This window comes from Lunatimonas salinarum, assembly GCF_017811155.1.
In the GTDB taxonomy this organism is placed as follows: domain Bacteria; phylum Bacteroidota; class Bacteroidia; order Cytophagales; family Cyclobacteriaceae; genus Lunatimonas; species Lunatimonas salinarum.
The window spans coordinates 45,673-61,696 of sequence record NZ_JACVCV010000016.1 but is presented as its reverse complement, the minus strand read 5'-3'; the positions used below and the strand labels follow the sequence as shown (position 1 = coordinate 61,696).

The 16,024-nt window shown below is 47.8% G+C and carries 11 protein-coding genes; 8 read left to right on the top strand and 3 right to left on the bottom strand.

Going from position 1 to position 16,024, the window contains the following annotated elements:
- Nucleotides 1-607: 607 nt before the first annotated feature.
- Nucleotides 608-2,008: a DUF4403 family protein gene (locus IAQ59_RS17540; protein ID WP_209332151.1), complete on the bottom strand. Its 1,401-nt coding sequence runs from the start codon at nt 2,006-2,008 to the stop codon at nt 608-610.
- Between the two features lie 210 nt (nt 2,009-2,218).
- Here IAQ59_RS17540 and ytxJ point away from each other — a divergent pair, with 210 nt between their 5' ends.
- Together ytxJ and IAQ59_RS17530 are read left to right on the top strand one after the other, a co-directional pair.
- Nucleotides 2,219-2,557 (top strand): bacillithiol system redox-active protein YtxJ, encoded by a 339-nt coding sequence (gene ytxJ, locus IAQ59_RS17535; protein WP_209332150.1) that lies wholly within the window; start codon nt 2,219-2,221, stop codon nt 2,555-2,557.
- Between the two features lie 255 nt (nt 2,558-2,812).
- The gene (locus IAQ59_RS17530) at nt 2,813-5,719 is read left to right on the top strand and encodes an outer membrane beta-barrel protein (RefSeq protein WP_209332149.1); all 2,907 of its coding nucleotides are present in this window, start codon (nt 2,813-2,815) and stop codon (nt 5,717-5,719) included.
- Between the two features lie 202 nt (nt 5,720-5,921).
- On the opposite strand, the gene IAQ59_RS17525 is transcribed toward IAQ59_RS17530, so the two are convergent.
- Nucleotides 5,922-7,013, bottom strand: a complete 1,092-nt coding sequence (locus IAQ59_RS17525; RefSeq protein WP_209332148.1) for a 6-phosphofructokinase — start codon at nt 7,011-7,013, stop codon at nt 5,922-5,924.
- 211 nt (nt 7,014-7,224) lie between these two features.
- Here IAQ59_RS17525 and IAQ59_RS17520 point away from each other — a divergent pair, with 211 nt between their 5' ends.
- The 3 genes from IAQ59_RS17520 to rpiB are packed head-to-tail and all read left to right on the top strand — an operon-like array spanning nt 7,225 to nt 9,796.
- Nucleotides 7,225-8,493: a serine hydroxymethyltransferase gene (locus tag IAQ59_RS17520; protein ID WP_209332147.1), complete on the top strand. Its 1,269-nt coding sequence runs from the start codon at nt 7,225-7,227 to the stop codon at nt 8,491-8,493.
- 17 nt (nt 8,494-8,510) lie between these two features.
- Nucleotides 8,511-9,353: a twin-arginine translocase subunit TatC gene (gene tatC, locus IAQ59_RS17515; RefSeq protein ID WP_209332146.1), complete on the top strand. Its 843-nt coding sequence runs from the start codon at nt 8,511-8,513 to the stop codon at nt 9,351-9,353.
- 8 nt (nt 9,354-9,361) lie between these two features.
- Complete coding sequence (gene rpiB, locus IAQ59_RS17510; RefSeq protein ID WP_209332145.1) at nt 9,362-9,796, top strand: ribose 5-phosphate isomerase B; 435 nt, start codon at nt 9,362-9,364, stop codon at nt 9,794-9,796.
- A gap of 52 nt (nt 9,797-9,848) precedes the next feature.
- Here rpiB and IAQ59_RS17505 read toward each other — a convergent pair whose 3' ends face one another.
- Complete coding sequence (locus tag IAQ59_RS17505; protein ID WP_209332144.1) at nt 9,849-11,156, bottom strand: hypothetical protein; 1,308 nt, start codon at nt 11,154-11,156, stop codon at nt 9,849-9,851.
- Nucleotides 11,157-11,330: 174 nt separating this feature from the next.
- Between IAQ59_RS17505 and rbfA the strand changes: the two genes are divergently transcribed.
- The 3 genes from rbfA to IAQ59_RS17490 all read left to right on the top strand — a co-directional run bounded on the left by rbfA (nt 11,331) and on the right by IAQ59_RS17490 (nt 16,013).
- On the top strand, nt 11,331-11,714 hold the full coding sequence (rbfA, locus tag IAQ59_RS17500) for a 30S ribosome-binding factor RbfA (protein ID WP_209332143.1): 384 nt from the start codon (nt 11,331-11,333) through the stop codon (nt 11,712-11,714).
- 24 nt (nt 11,715-11,738) lie between these two features.
- Nucleotides 11,739-12,962 carry an FtsX-like permease family protein gene (locus IAQ59_RS17495; RefSeq protein ID WP_209332142.1) on the top strand — a complete coding sequence of 408 codons (1,224 nt, stop codon included), beginning with the start codon at nt 11,739-11,741 and terminating at the stop codon, nt 12,960-12,962.
- 114 nt (nt 12,963-13,076) lie between these two features.
- Nucleotides 13,077-16,013, top strand: coding sequence for a DEAD/DEAH box helicase (locus IAQ59_RS17490; RefSeq protein WP_209332141.1), 2,937 nt, complete (start codon nt 13,077-13,079; stop codon nt 16,011-16,013).
- Nucleotides 16,014-16,024: the final 11 nt, after the last annotated feature.

Below are 16,024 nucleotides of genomic sequence, written 5' to 3'. Positions count from 1 at the left end.
ATCATCGCGATAACGTTGGATGGGGGTACTCCCTTCCATAGCAGCAATCAAAACCCACACCAAAGAAATCAGCAACCCGCTCGGTCAAAAATGCCACCCCTACGGGGTTTGCGACAGCTTAGATTGTTTATGGCTATAATCTTTTCATCCATTCGGGATTGAGAAGCCGGTTTGACCTGCAATTGCATTTTTCTATCTTAACAAAAAACCTATCGTGTCCGGAACCGATTAATACCCACCCGATACCATAATCCCGAAGGCCATATGTTTGCAAAGTAATAGCATAAGTTTTAGAAAATCATTAGTTTAAGTTTTCTACAACCAAGCTAAAACCTCCAAAACTTATGCAAACACAAGTTAACAAAAACGATTATTCCGGCCAAAACATTTATGTAGGTATCGACGTCCACCTCAAAAGCTGGAAGGGGTGAAATATATGCCAGCGGATGGATTTACGGGCGTTAGATTTGGATATCACCGAAGCCGCCCGCCCCAACTACACATAGCTTGTAACTACACAGCTATTATATGTTAACCTACCTATCCAGAGGCATCTGCCATGCTGAATAGTACGCCAGGAACCCCTTACACCCTAGGATAACCGATACTACTTCATGCGCACCGCGATATCTCCCATGGACCGCACGTAAACCTGAATGCCCTCTTCGGTCACGTAGATGCCCTGCACTTCCAGCTCGGGGCTGACCAGCGAAAAATCTGCAAAGGCCGTCTGCCAGCTTCCCAACTCCCGGAGCTCCCTTCTTGCTTCCGCCAGGTAATCTCCGATGGGAAAAACCGCCTGCTTTTCGATCGCCGAACGGATCTTTCCTCCCTTGAGCCAATTGGCGCTGTTGGTAAGAAAATGCTGGGTTTTTAGATCAAAATCCACTTCCTCAAAAACGACCGCCTGCTTTTCCTCGTCATACACGGGCATCCCAACCAGGTATAGCTCCCCTTTCACATCCTTTTTCCGGATGCGTTTTGCGGTAAACTCCATCCTAACCAGCGCGCGGTCACCGTAGGCCTGGGTCGCGAAGGAATGCGGAACGAGCGTCGTCCGGTTGTCTACCCGAAAGACATTGCCCACCATTTCCTCCTGAAGGTACTGATCCATCCACGCGTAGGAAAGTGCCAAGGGGAGCGTGATTACTGCCCTGCTCTCCTCCCGGTCGTTGGGATACACCCTGGGCAGTGGGCTCTTGGGGCGTGCTGCCGGTGGGTTCATTTGACTGAACACTTCGCCGTCTATGCCCAAATGCAGCAGCAGTTGCTGGTCCTCGGTAAACTGCTCGCGGATCATCACCCGCTCGGGCACAGCGGTCAGGAACAACTCGATTCCCTCACTCCTGAGCGAAATAGGCTCACTGTAGGCCTCCCACGCTTGTGTTGCTATGCGCCGCAAGTCTAGGCTGGCGAGCAGGTTGGAGGCTAGCTTCCGTTCCAGCATGTTCTCTAGCTGCTGCTTCATGATCGGCTCCAGGTCCAGTGAATAGCCCAACAGGTCATAACGCAGCGACCTGCCCCAACTTTCTACTTCCAATTCGTTGATCTCTACCTCCCAGTTTTCATCCAAATGCGGACGAAAACTGACCTGAGGCGTAAGGGATTCCTTAAAGGGCACCCCCGCCGATACTACCTGCCCAAAAATGCGCTTCTCCAAGCTCACTTTGCCATCCAAAAAAACCGGAAGGGTGACCCGTAGCTTACCCGATTCGGTGGCTGCCAGCCGCAGCAGGCCCGTCTTGACCACGGTCACATCGGAAAACAGCCCATTGCCGAGGTCAATGCCTTTTTCGGAAAAAAGGTTTTCAGCCAACTGCTCATTCAGTTTGCTTTCAAACAGGGAGAGTGGCAGGGCCAAGCGAAGATTGATTTCGGAAACCGCCTTGGGGAGGGGCTGTCGCTCTCCTACATAGGTAGGCTTGGCTGGGTCAATCTTCCGACAGCCAAGTAGGACAACCAAAAGAAAAACCGGGAAAATAGGGGTAGTGACGCGTCTGAAAATCATAATTGAAGGTGGGTTATCGGGCTATAGGTGCCAAAAACACCGACTGACCTATCCTAAGGGGAAATAACCTCTGGGCCAAAACTATAACGAATTTAGTACGGAAACCGGTAAGCAGGCAATTTTTTTTCAGTGGGTGAACTCAAATTACTTTCTGATCGGTTATACACAACAAACGAACTACCTGTAAAGGTTCTGTAAACACTTTGCCCCATGAGTTGGAAAAAATTGGAAGAAATAACGCAGATCGATCAATTGATCGAGGAAAGCAAAACGCGGCCGGTGGTGGTTTTCAAACATTCTACGCGCTGTTCGATCAGCAGCATGGCCTGGAACCGCATCACACGTAGCTGGAAGGAAGAGGACAACCAAAAGGTGGAACCCTACTACTTGGACTTGATTGCCTACAGGGGCATTTCCGATGCCATTGCCAGCCGTTTTGCAGTCCCGCATGCCTCACCGCAGGTCATTTTGATCAAAAACGGAGAGGCGGTATACGATACCAGTCATATGGGTATCAACTACGAAGAACTGATGGATCGGTCCAATTAACCTTGGACCGATCTTTTTCACACCAATACCCGTTACCCCAACCCTTTTTTTAACCTTCCAATGGAATTTTTACCCATTCAAAACAATATTGACCCTTTCCCGACACCTTCATTAAACTTTCTATAAGTAGCAGATGTCTAACTGGGACAAACAAGACATCTGCAATGAAATCGAGCATGAAGTAGGCATCAAACAACAGAATGACTATTGGCCATGCGAGATTCCATGGGACCGCTGAAAAACAATTATAAACACATGAAAATCTTTACATTATCCACACTTTTCGTATTCCTTTTTGGTCTACAAGTCCTGGAAGCCCAGCAGCGAAGAGCCACCGGGGGGGATACACCCATGATCCGCGGACAGGTAGTAGAGGGTACCACAAAAGATCCACTGATCGGTGCCAATATCCTGATCAAAACCATGGGCGACACCCTGGTGAGCAATACAGTGACTGGCACGGATGGCAAATTTGAGATTGCCTATCCCCGCATGCAATCCTTCAAACTGGAAATCACCTATGTGGGCTATGAAAAAGTAACCCGAAACATGAATAGGGGGGTTCCTCTAGACCTCGGGGTGATCGCCATCAGCGAGGACAGTGAGTTACTGGGGGAAGTGGTGATTCAAGGCGAAACCGCGGTAGGTGAAATGAAAGGTGACACGGCGGTATTTAATGCAAGCGCATTTAAGACCCGAGAAAACGCGATGGCTGAGGAACTTATTGGAAAGCTGCCTGGCGTAACGATCGAAAACGGGCAGGTACAGGCGCAAGGCGAGCAAGTGCAGCGTATCCTGGTGGACGGTCGGGAATTTTTTGGCAACGACCCCTCCATTGCCCTTCGCAACCTCCCCGCAGATATGGTTGAGAGTGTGCAGGTATTAGATCAGCGGTCAGACCAGTCCCGCCTCACCGGATTGGATGACGGCAACTACGCCAAAACGATCAACATCATTACCAAGGGCAACATGCGTAATAGCCACTTTGGCCGGGTGTATGCCGGGTACGGAACTGACGATCGCTATTCCCTGGGTGGAAACATCAATTTTTTCAAAGGTGCCAAACGATTCTCAATCATCGGCCTTTTCAACAACGTAAACCAACAAAATTTCTCCTCTGACGATCTACTGGGCGTCACTAGTAGTTCTATGGGCGGCGGTGGCCGACGAGGTGGTGGAGGTGGAAGACCCGGCGGTGGCGGCTGGGGCGGTGGTGGCGGCGGTAATTTTGCCGTGGCGCAAAACAACGGTATAGTAACCACCAACTCCCTGGGAATAAACTACAGCGACAAATGGGGCGAAAAAATAAACTTTACCGGCAGCTATTTCTATAACGACACCGACAATGCCGTACTGGATATTACCAACCGGGAGACCATCCTGAGCGAACAGCAGCGACAGTTCTACCAAGAAAACCAACTCTCTACGGTCAACAACCGAAATCACCGGATGAATGGAATGATCGAATACGATATCAATGACAAAAACGCACTGATAATCCGTCCCTCGCTTAGTTTTCAAAACAACAGCCGCTACAGTGACCTAGACGGGCTAAACCTGAATAGCGCTCTGGACCCGCTAAGTGCCACCAGAACGACTACCGAAAACGAAACCCAGGGGTATAACCTGTCCAACTCCCTAACCTATCGGTACAAATTTGAAAAAAAGGGCAGAACACTATCCACCGATGTGTTTACCTCGCTCAACAAGCGCGACCAACTCACAGATCTGATCGCGGCAAATAGGGATTATGTACGGTCTTCTCAAGACACCCTGATCCAAGAAACAAGTGCCTTATCCGACGGCTTTAACTACAATATTAACCTGTCTTATACCGAACCCATTTCCGAGCGATCGGTAGCCACAGCGCGATATTCCTTCGGAAACAATAAAAGCGCCGCAGACCAGAAGACCTTCCAGCTCGCCAATGAGCAAGGGATCATGGTCTTGGACACCGCCCTCAGCAATGAGTTTGACAACCGCTTCTTTACCCAGCGGGCAGGATTAGGCTACATGTACACCTACAAAGGATTTAATGCCAATTTTAGCATGGACTACCAATACGCCGTATTGGACAACGACATCATGTTTCCTCAGGAGGGCAATGTCTACCGGGATTTCCGCAACTTCCTGCCTACAGCGGTGGTCAACTACCGTACCGAAAAAGGCATCAGCTATCGATTCAGGTACCGAACGCGGACTCAGGAACCCAGCGTAAATCAGCTCCAAAACGTGATTAACAATAACAACCCGCTCAACCTAACAGTGGGTAACCCTGAGCTGGCACAGGCCTTTAACAACACGTTTTTCCTAAACATGTCAAAGGTGGATATGGAAAAAAACAAAACCTTATTCATGTTTCTGTTTGCCTCTATCACTGACAACTTCGTGGGTACAAACACCTTTGTAGCGACCAGAGATACCTTGATTAACAACGAAATTCTGCTCCGGAGCGGTGGACAGATTACCCGACCGGTAAACCTAAACGGACAGTGGATGTCTCGATTGGCTGTTAACTACGGCACCAGTATTCCTAAATTTAAGACCAAAGTAAATGTAAATCCGGGTCTGAGCTACGGACGCACCCCCGGTATCATCAACGGACAGATGAACGTAAACGAAAACTTCGACTTCCGTGGTGGCGTGACCCTGGCCAGTAACATCAGCAAAGACGTCGACTTCACCCTGTCCACCAACGGTACCTACACCGTGGTAAAAAGTAGCTTGCAAAGCAACCTGGATAACAATTACTACATCCAAAACAGCAACCTCCGCTTCTACTATTCTCCCAATGACGGCAAATTGTTTATCGCCAACAGCGCTAACAACATGCTCTACCGGGGCCTCTCCGAAGGGTTGGATCAGTCGGTATGGCTTTGGAACATAGAGGCCGGCTACCGGTTCATGAAAAACAACAAAGCCGAGTTAAAGCTATTTGTCTTCGATGTGCTAAGCCAAAACAACGCCATCTCGCGAACCATATCCGATGTGGCGATAACAGACGTTTTCTCCAATGTACTGACCCGATACGGCATGCTTAGTTTCACCTACATCATCGGCAACTTTAAGAAAGCCGAGGAAGCACCCGGTCAAGGTGGCTTTGGCCCTGGGATGCGACCCGGAGGTAGTGGTATGCGCCCTGGTGGAGCCAGAAGTTGGTAAGCATTTTTTTACTCTCTTATATATCGAAAAAGGGGGCTACTCATCACGAGTCAGCCCCCTTTTTTTTGCAGGATCAGCAAAATTAGCAATTTCACTAGGCAAATAAACTATTTTGCTCAGCTAGGCCTGCGCAAAGAAGTCCCCACCAAACACCGGTCCATTGCGGATTGAATACCTAGAAAAGTCCCGCGCCTCCAAGGCATCAATCTCCAAAAGAAACCCCCATGCCTTTGGCAGCCTGTACCAGAAACCCATCTGGATCCACGTGGTTGTAGCTCTGGGTGGCATCTGCCAGTGCTACCGAGGTGATGGTATTATTCTGAAAAGAAACCATTCGGCCGAAGGCCCCTTCCAGCACCAACTCAAAGGCCTTGACTCCAAACAGGGTGGCCAATACCCGATCAAAGGCCACCGGAGTACCTCCACGCTGCACATGACCCAGGACTGTCTCCCGGATCTCCTGCTTACAGCCGGCAGCTTTCAACTGACGTGCCAACTCAAAGGCAACTCCACCCAGCCGCACATGCTCAGACCCTTCCTCTCCAGCTGAAAAAGTGATGGTGCCATCTTTGGCTTTAGCGCCTTCTGCGATGACTATGTTGATAAAGCCTCGGCCCTTTTCATACCGGTCATTGATACGTTTGAGCACCTTATTTACCTCATAGGGAATCTCCGGGATGAGACAAATCTCTGCTCCTCCTGCGATGGCCGTATGGAGGGCTATCCACCCAGCGTCCCTACCCATGACCTCCATGATCATGACCCGGTGGTGGCTTTCCGCCGTGGTGACCAACTTATCGAAGCTGTCCGTTGCGATCTGCACGGCAGTTTGAAACCCGAAGGTCATATCGGTACCCTTCAGATCGTTATCAATGGTCTTGGGAACACCGATAATTGGGATACCATGGCGATGCAGTGCTTCTGATATCTTTTGGGAACCGTCACCTCCGATGTTGATTACCGCATCAAAACCCAGCTCTCTGATCCGGGCCGCTACTCGATCGGTGATGTCGTGAAAAGTAATCTGACCCTGTTCATCCTTGATGGGATACATCAGTGGATTACCCTTATTTGTGGTCTTTAGGATGGTACCGCCCCGCACGTGAATGCCGGCTGTCTTAGACCGGGTGAGCTTGACTAGCTCGGGCGGGTTGCGCATAATCCCGCTTAGCGCCTCAATACTACCATACACCTCCCAGCCTTTTTCGTGTTTGGCACGCTTATAAATCCCCCGGATGACCGCATTCAGTCCAGGGCAATCACCCCCTCCGGTACTTATCAATATTTTTTTCATAATCTTCTTAAGATATTCAAAGATACACATAATGTAAAAATATCCCGGTTCACCCCCGATCAAATCCCCTATTCGATTGGAATATACAGCGATTCGGACTAATTTTGCCCATCCAAAAAATAGCCTTATGTTTGGGGGTGGGACTTAGGCCTTTAGCTGAATACCCTACCGAAGGCTCTAAGCCCAATCGACATTAATTAGCATACATCCAATGGAAAGAGATCAGGTAATATTTGGCCTAATTGCAAAAGAAGAAGACAGACAACGCCGGGGTATAGAACTGATTGCCTCCGAAAACTTCACCAGCAAGCAGGTCATGGAGGCCGCAGGCAGCGTATTGACCAACAAATATGCCGAAGGACTGCCCAATAAACGATACTATGGCGGTTGTGAGGTGGTAGACGAAATCGAGCAGCTTGCCATCGATCGCGCCAAGGAACTTTTTGGAGCTACCTGGGCCAATGTACAGCCACACTCTGGCGCCCAAGCAAATGCTGCGGTATTTTTGGCCTGCTTGCAGACAGGAGATAGCATCCTCGGTTTTGACTTGTCACACGGCGGGCACCTTACCCACGGATCGCCTGTGAACTTTTCCGGTAAGCTATACCAGCCCCACTTCTACGGAGTAGAGCAGGAAACCGGTCTCATAGACTACGACAAAGTAGCTTCAAAAGCCCGTGAGGTAAAACCCAAACTATTAATATGCGGTGCCTCAGCCTACAGCAGGGACTGGGATTACAAGCGCCTTCGAGAGATTGCCGACGAAGTGGGAGCTATCTTGTTGGCGGATATTTCGCACCCGTCCGGACTTATCGCCAAGGGCTTGTTAAATGATCCGCTGGACTATTGCCATATTGTCACTACTACCACGCATAAGACCCTTAGAGGCCCCAGAGGCGGGCTTATCCTGATGCGGGAAGATTTTGAAAATCCCTTCGGACTTACGACACCAAAAGGCGAATTACGGAAAATGTCATCCTTGCTGGATTCAGGAGTGTTTCCAGGTACTCAGGGAGGTCCTTTGGAGCATATCATCGCCGCCAAAGCGGTTGCGTTCCAAGAAGCGCTGTCTGACGACTACATGCACTACATCTTACAGGTTCAAAAGAATGGGGCAGTCATGGCGCAGGCGTTTCTGGGAAAAGGCTATGAAATCATCTCTGGAGGCACGGACAACCACCTCATGCTGATCGATCTGCGAAACAAAGACCTTACCGGAAAATTGGCCGAAGAGACGCTTGGCAAAGTAGACATTACCATTAATAAAAACATGGTGCCTTTCGATACCCGTTCCCCATTCGTAACCTCGGGCATGCGCGTCGGCACGGCCGCAGTCACCACGAGGGGACTGAAAGAAGACGATATGCGAAAGATCGTCAACCTGATTGACAAAGCACTCTCCAACAACCAAGACGAATCCATGCTCGCCAAAATCAAGCAAGAGGTGAACGAATGGATGGTTCAATTTCCTTTGTACTAAACGACTAACGAAAGCACGTGGCACTGGATCAATACAAAGACGATGAGGAAGAGGAAGGCATGTCCTTCCTAGACCACTTAGAGCAGCTTCGCTGGCACCTGCTTCGATCGATTTCGGCTATCCTTATCTTTATGGTGGCCGCTTTTCTGTCCAAAAGTTTTGTGTTTGGGGTCGTTATCTTGGGCCCCTCTAAGATTGACTTTATCACCTACCGGGTACTTTGCCAGGTATCAGAGGCGCTTTCTATACCTGCTTTGTGCATACAGGAACTTCCCTTTATCATTCAGAGCCGGCAAATGACGGGTCAGTTTTCCATGCACATGACTTCCAGCTTGGTAGTGGGTCTGATCGTTGCCTTTCCCTATGTATTTTGGGAAGTATGGCGATTTATTTCCCCGGGCCTTTACGACAAGGAACGCAATGCAGCCCGAGGTGCGGTGTTTTTTGTGAGCCTACTGTTCTTTATGGGAGCGGCTTTCGGATATTTTATACTGGCTCCACTTTCCATCAACTTCCTGTCGAATTACCAGTTGGATCCGTCGATTGCAAACGAATTTGACATCACCTCCTACATTTCCACGTTGGCCATGCTCGTCCTGGCGTCGGCTGTCATGTTCCAACTGCCTATTGTGATATACTTCCTCACCAAGGCGGGCTTGGTAAGCTCGGCGTTTTTGAAAACATACCGTAGGCATGCCATCGTGATCATATTAGTGTTGTCTGCATTGATCACACCGCCTGATGTCATCAGTCAAATATTGATTGCAATGCCCATTCTGGTGCTGTATGAAGCAGGCATTTTTATTGCCAAGCGTCTAGAACGACAGCAGCGGGAAGAGGAATTGAAAAACGATTACTAGCCAAGCACATGAATGAAGTAATTGCCATCGGCGGCGACCATGCCGGATTTGAATATAAACAGCGCCTGATCGAGGTACTGGAAAAAAAAGGATACCAAGTGAAGGATTTCGGACCCAGTTCCGATGCGTCTGTAGACTACCCCGATTTCATACATCCCCTTTGCCAGAGCATAGAAGCGGGAAACCACCAACGCGGCATAATCATCTGCGGGAGTGGTAATGGCGTAGCAATCACTGCAAACAAACATCAGGGAATAAGAGCGGCCATCTGCTGGAATGAAGACCTTGCAGCCCTTTCAAGGCAGCATAATGACGCTAACCTAATCTCGATTCCGGCTCGTTTTGTGGACTTTGACTTGGTAGTCCGAATGGTAGATATCTTCCTTCAGACGGACTTTGAGGGGGGGCGTCACGCCACACGGGTAAATAAAATCCCCTGCTAACTGCTCCCATTGAAAAAGTTCTTCAACGAGGCCCGTGAGATCATTGGCCTCGTTATTTTTTTAACCGATACCTGTTTATTTCCTCCAATTCATACATCGCTTGAATCTGAGGGTAATTGGGCAATAAATCGCCAAAAACCCCCTCATCATCAATAACCCACCCGGGCCTTTCCTCCCTGAAAAACCGGTTGATCTTTGCCCTGTTTTCAAAATTCTCCAGATCAGCCAAATATGGCTTCGCCATCGCAAAATTCAGGTAAGGTGTGGCCAAAGGCGCATTTCGGTAATAGCCCAGGTCTTTACCTAATACCAGAACCGAAGCCCCATCCGAAAAATGGTATTCCGGACCGTCTTTGACTGCGTACTCAAAATAAGTCGGATCATTTTGTTTGTAAAACAACCAACTAGCTCCAATGAACGGCGTCCCTAAAAACAACACATAAAACAGCAATGACTGGAGAATAGGCTTACGAATAGACACCAAATAGTGTACCGTGTAGAAGGTAAATACCGGTATCAAACCCAAAAATTGGTATGCAATGGTACGGTTTGCGACAAACACGGTAAAAGAAGCACACACCAGGTACAGAATCATCAACTGACTTTGTTTTTGCTGATTGATATATAGCTTTTTTACTAACAGAATCGCAAAGAAGCCCCATGTAGAAAGTAACAGAGGTAGAAAAAAGACAAAGCCTATTTCACGCAAGGTACTGTGTACCAGCCCCTCAATCTTACGCGAGGCCAGCACAAACTCAATGAAAAAATCCTCAAGCCCCTCTATCCAAAAGAAATAAACCCCAACCAACGCCAATGGTATCAAATAGGCGGTAACAGCCAAAAGTAGCTGCTGAAAATTAAAACCACCGATCACCATCCCAAAAACCACCATGAGTGGCAGAAATACGACCAAGGGAAAGTGAAAACACAAAGCGATACCTCCATAGAGCCCCAATAGCAAGATGGATTCCGTGGAATTTTTATTTACGGCCGTTTGAGAAAACAGCTGCCCGAATGCCAAGAGGATAAACGTGTTGCCCAGTAGACTGGGAGAAAGTACAAGAAAATCATAGGAAAGATGAAAAAAACACAGCATAACAATTGCCGGCAAATAGGTGTTCTCCTTGTAGGTTTTAAACCGGATAAAGAGGAAATTGAGATACGTAACCTGAAAGAAGATCACAAAGGCTGCGAAGAGATGGTGCATAAATAGTGACCTCCCAAAAAAAAAGTGCAATAGCCCATAGGTAAGGGCCGAAAACGGCCCGGTGTCATCCATGATTTCCCCATACATCGCAAATCCCCCTGCCATTCTTTCGCCAATAAGCAGCCAAACCATTTCAGGCTGGATTAGGGGCATGCCGATCAGGTAGTATGGCAGCCTAAAAAGCCCGAGGAACAACAGGATTCCTACCAGCCTAAAGGGGTCGTTTAATTTGAAAAATTGGAGCAAGGGAACCTTATGGTTGATTTGAAGGATACGAAATTAAGTGTAAAGGATATAATTCACTAAATTTGTCCTAACTTTATTATCATGGAAAGCAAAAGACAGTTGAAGTATTCTAAACTTATCCAAAAGGAGCTAGGCGATATTTTTCAGCGGGAATCCCGATCCCTAATCGGAAATGCCTTGGTTACGGTAACACGGGTGCAGATGAGTCCGGATTTGAGCGTTGCGAGGGTATACCTAAGCTTCCTTAATGCAAACAATCAAGTACTTTTTGAAAAAATAAATGCGGCCAAAAAGGCGATTAGGGGAGGCTTGGGTAAGCGAATCGGAAAGTCCGCACGCATTACCCCGGAAATTGCCTTTTTCCTGGATGAATCTGCCGCATACGCCCAACACATGGACGGCGTAATTTCTAAACTAGACATACCGGAAGCTCCGGAAGAGAATGAAGAAGAAGAAGAAGCATAACGACGGCCTTATTCTGTAAACTAATTGAATCTATCTTTCTTTATAGCGGCTAGGTATTTCCGGAGTAAAAAGAAACGGAATTTCATCACGATCCTTTCCCGGATATCGATGATTGGCGTGGCGGTGGGCACCATGGCATTAGTGATCGTCCTTTCCGTATTTAACGGGCTGGAGGATCTTATCAAAAGCCTCTACGCCTCCTTTGATGCCGAGCTCAAGGTGGAAGCAAGCCAAGGAAAGTCCTTTGAAGTAACCGAAGAGTGGCTGGAAACTATCCGCCAAACCCCCGGCGTGGAAGTGGTCACAGAGGTCATCGAAGACAATGCGCTGTTCCGCTTTGGTGAAAACCAATTGGTCGCCACCATTAAGGGCGTATCGGACAACTTCCTGGAACAGGGCAGATTCGAGCAGGGACTGTTTGCGGGAGAAATGTCCCTGGGAACAGACACCAAACCCTTTGCGCTAGTGGGAAGGGGCGTTTCCTACTACTTGTTGATAGACTTGGAAAATGAGTTTGATCTCCTACAGGCCTACTACCCAAAAGCCCCTCGGGCGGGCAGCATTGACCCAAACAGCATGTATAATCGGGAGACACTGCGCCCAGTGGGAATTTTCAGTATCGAAAAACAGTTTGACGACGAATATATCATAGTCCCCCTGAGTTTTGCCCAGCGCCTAATGAACTACGGCGACAAGCGAACCGCCTTGGAGATCAAAGTAAGCCCCGGACAGGATATCAAAAAAGTAAAACAACTACTCCGCACTCAGCTTGGTGACCCCTTCACCGTTAAAGACACCGATGAACAGCATGCCAGTCTGCTAATGACCATCCGTTTGGAAAAACTATTTGTATTCCTGACCCTTACCTTTATATTAGCGGTGGCTTCCTTTAATATTTTCTTTTCCTTAAGCATGCTGGCCATCGAAAAGAAAAAGGATATCGCCGTTCTTTTCGCAATGGGTGCTCCCCGCAGGCTTATCAAAGCCATTTACGTGAAGGAAGGGGCGATTATCGCATTATCTGGAGCACTGATTGGATTGGTATTGGGCTTTTTGGTTTGCTGGCTTCAGGACACCTTCGGGCTCGTCTCCCTTGGTGTCACTTCTTCCGTAGTGGATAGCTATCCCGTCAAGATGAAGCTTAGCGACTTTTTGTACACCAGTTTAAGCGTGGTTGTCATTACCTTTTTAGCTTCCTATAGACCCGCATTGATTGCCTCAAAGGTCCGAACGGTGGACCACCTCTAGCGCCAAATAATACCAAGGGCATAGAGGAATAGTTAATTATTTGCGTAATTTGCAAACTGGTTAAATTCGAATATTCACTATTTTTTCAAATTCTGACCGTAATAGCATACTATCATGAAAGTTTCCGCTGAAAAGCCGTTTAGGATCATATATGCCCTCTTCAACCACGAATTCCTTGGAATTCTTTTCGAATCATACGCTGTACAATTGGATGAGAAGGGACGGCTTTCGCTTGCCTACCAAAATATCTCCTATCAGAATGCCGCCGAATTTGCCAGTGAATTGGACGACGCAGACTATGAGCTTATTCGACTGATGGACAGCATGCAACAGGAGGCCATTGTGAAAAAATTCAACAGCAAAAATGTAAAGCCCAAGGACTTTATCCGCAAAATCTATCAGGAGCAGCCGCAAAACGCATACGCCAAGGAAACCCAAAAACTCATAGAAAACCGTTTGGAAATTACCCGTGCAAAGATCCTGAACCTCCTGAAAGGCAAACGCCTGTTCGAAACCGGCAGTGACGGAAACCCTGCCTGGAAGGAAATAGAAATCCTGCCTGAAAAAGCGACGGCACTATTTCACTTTCGCCGAAATGAAGAAAACACCCACTACTTTCCCACACTGAAATACGGAAACGAAAAGCTGGAGTGGCAGTACCGTGGAGGATACCTCATCTGCAAAGAGCCTGCTTGGCTGGTCGTAGATGGCAGACTATTTAGCTTCGAAAAAAACGTAGATGGCAAAAAGCTGGCCCCCTTCCTCAATAAAAAATTCATCGTCATCCCCCGCAAGATGGAGGACGATTATTACCGTAGATTTGTCACGCAATTGGTAGCCTCTTTTGATGTGCACGCGAAGGGATTCGACATCGTGGTAGATCGGTCAAAACCAGATCCTCAGCTCATCATCAGCGACCTCCCCGGGAATCCTACCACAGATATGTTTGGAAAAAAACTCGACATAGAAGCGGAAGAAAAACTGGTCTTTGACTTGCGCTTTCAGTATGGATTCAACTCTTATCGAGCGGACCAATTGACACCTACCAACGTTGCGTTGGAAAAACATGGTGAGGAGTATACGTTTCATAAAATCATCCGGAACTTAGTAAGGGAAGCCGAAATCTGCGACTTTTTCAAAAGCCGTGGCCTGACATTTCGCAGTGGAAGAGTCCCCATGTCCAAACGTGCCGCATACGAATGGATTCTTATCCACAAAGAAAAAATGGATGAGCTCGGCATTACGCTTATTCAGGCAAACCAAGACAAAAGCAAACGTTATTTTATCGGAAAAACCAATATTTCCATTCGAATTTCGGAAAAAATCGATTGGTTTGACGTGGAGGCCGTGGTCACTTTTGGAGACTATGAGATTCCATTTAAGAAATTCCGTAAAATGCTGCTGAATGGCCGGTCCGAATTAGAACTGCCCAACAAAGAGATCGCCATAATCCCTAAATCCTGGTTTGAACACTACGGAGAAATTTTTTCCTTTATGGAGGAGGAAGAGGCAAGCGCCGGAAAGCTAAAGCTGAAAAAACACCATATTGCACTGGCCCAAGAGCTCCAAAAGTCCAACTTGGTGAAACTTTCCTTGAGCGAACGACTGGCTAGGCTAAAAGATTTTACCCAATTTGAGGATTACGATCTTTCGAGATATTTCAAAGGTAAACTAAGACCATACCAAAAGGCTGGCTACAACTGGCTACGCTTTCTACACGAGTACCAATTTGGAGGCTGCTTGGCAGACGATATGGGACTGGGAAAGACCGTACAAACATTGGCACTCCTGGCACATCAAAAAGAGTTTTCAGAGGGCTCAACCTCCTTGCTAGTCATGCCTACCTCGCTGATATATAATTGGGAACTTGAGGCACGGAAGTTTACCCCCAAACTCAAGGTGCTGGTATATACCGGCGGCCAACGGGTCAAAGATGTAGAGCAGTTTAGCAGATACGACCTGGTACTCACCTCTTATGGTATCACGCGAATCGACATCGATGTCCTCAGCAATTTCTTTTTCAACTATGTCATATTGGACGAATCGCAAGCGATTAAAAACCCGGAAAGCATTATCTCCAAATCCGTGATGCAGCTCAAGAGCCACCACAGGCTAATCCTCACCGGTACGCCGGTAGAAAACGGAACCATGGACCTTTGGTCTCAAGTAAACTTTATTAACCCGGGCCTACTTGGATCCAAAGGAAGCTTTAAAAGGCAGTTTTTGCTACCCATTGAAAAGAAAGGAGATATGGGCAAAGCCGCCAAGCTCCATTCCATGATCAAACCATTTATCCTGCGGCGACTTAAAACCCAAGTGGCTACGGACCTTCCGGAAAAGGTGATCAATGTGAAATATTCATCCATGTCGAAGGAACAGGCTAAAATATACGAGGACACCAAAAACTACTTTCGGGAAAAAATCATGGATGACGCTTCCATTCCCGGCCTTTCGAGAAACTCCTTTACGCTGCTACGCGGCCTTACACAACTGCGGCAGATTGCCAATCACCCCAAGCTGACCGATGAAGGGTATCTTGGTGATTCGGGCAAGTTGGAAGATATCACTCATATGATTTCCTCAACCGCAAGCGAAGGCCACAAAGTACTGATATTTAGTCAATTTGTGAAACACCTAGACATTATCAGTGAGATCCTTACCAAAGAAGCCATCTCGTTTGCCTATTTGGATGGCAGTACCAAAGACCGTCAGGCGCAGGTTTCTTCCTTTCAGCAAAACGACGACATCAAGGTATTCCTGATCTCCCTAAAAGCCGGTGGGGTAGGTTTGAACCTGACCAAAGCAGAATACGTGTTCCTATTGGATCCCTGGTGGAATCCCGCCGTGGAGGCACAAGCCATAGATCGTGCCCACCGCATCGGACAAGAAAATAAAGTCATCATCTACAAATTCATCACCAAAGATACCGTTGAAGAGAAAATCATGGCGCTGCAGGAACGAAAGATGGCCCTTGCAGGAGAACTGATCCACACGGAAGAAAGCTTTATCAAAAGCCTAAACAGCGAAGATATTGCCGCACTACTATCCTAAATCCCCCAACC

Coding starts and splice junctions, on each gene's coding strand:
- rbfA (WP_209332143.1), top strand. CDS start 11,331: ATGGAAAGCAAAAGACAGTTGAAGTATTCTAAACTTATCCAAAAGGAG.
- IAQ59_RS17490 (WP_209332141.1), top strand. CDS start 13,077: ATGAAAGTTTCCGCTGAAAAGCCGTTTAGGATCATATATGCCCTCTTC.
- IAQ59_RS17525 (WP_209332148.1), bottom strand. CDS start 7,013: ATGAAAAAAATATTGATAAGTACCGGAGGGGGTGATTGCCCTGGACTG.
- IAQ59_RS17530 (WP_209332149.1), top strand. CDS start 2,813: ATGAAAATCTTTACATTATCCACACTTTTCGTATTCCTTTTTGGTCTA.
- ytxJ (WP_209332150.1), top strand. CDS start 2,219: ATGAGTTGGAAAAAATTGGAAGAAATAACGCAGATCGATCAATTGATC.
- rpiB (WP_209332145.1), top strand. CDS start 9,362: ATGAATGAAGTAATTGCCATCGGCGGCGACCATGCCGGATTTGAATAT.
- IAQ59_RS17505 (WP_209332144.1), bottom strand. CDS start 11,156: ATGCCCCTAATCCAGCCTGAAATGGTTTGGCTGCTTATTGGCGAAAGA.
- IAQ59_RS17540 (WP_209332151.1), bottom strand. CDS start 2,008: ATGATTTTCAGACGCGTCACTACCCCTATTTTCCCGGTTTTTCTTTTG.
- IAQ59_RS17520 (WP_209332147.1), top strand. CDS start 7,225: ATGGAAAGAGATCAGGTAATATTTGGCCTAATTGCAAAAGAAGAAGAC.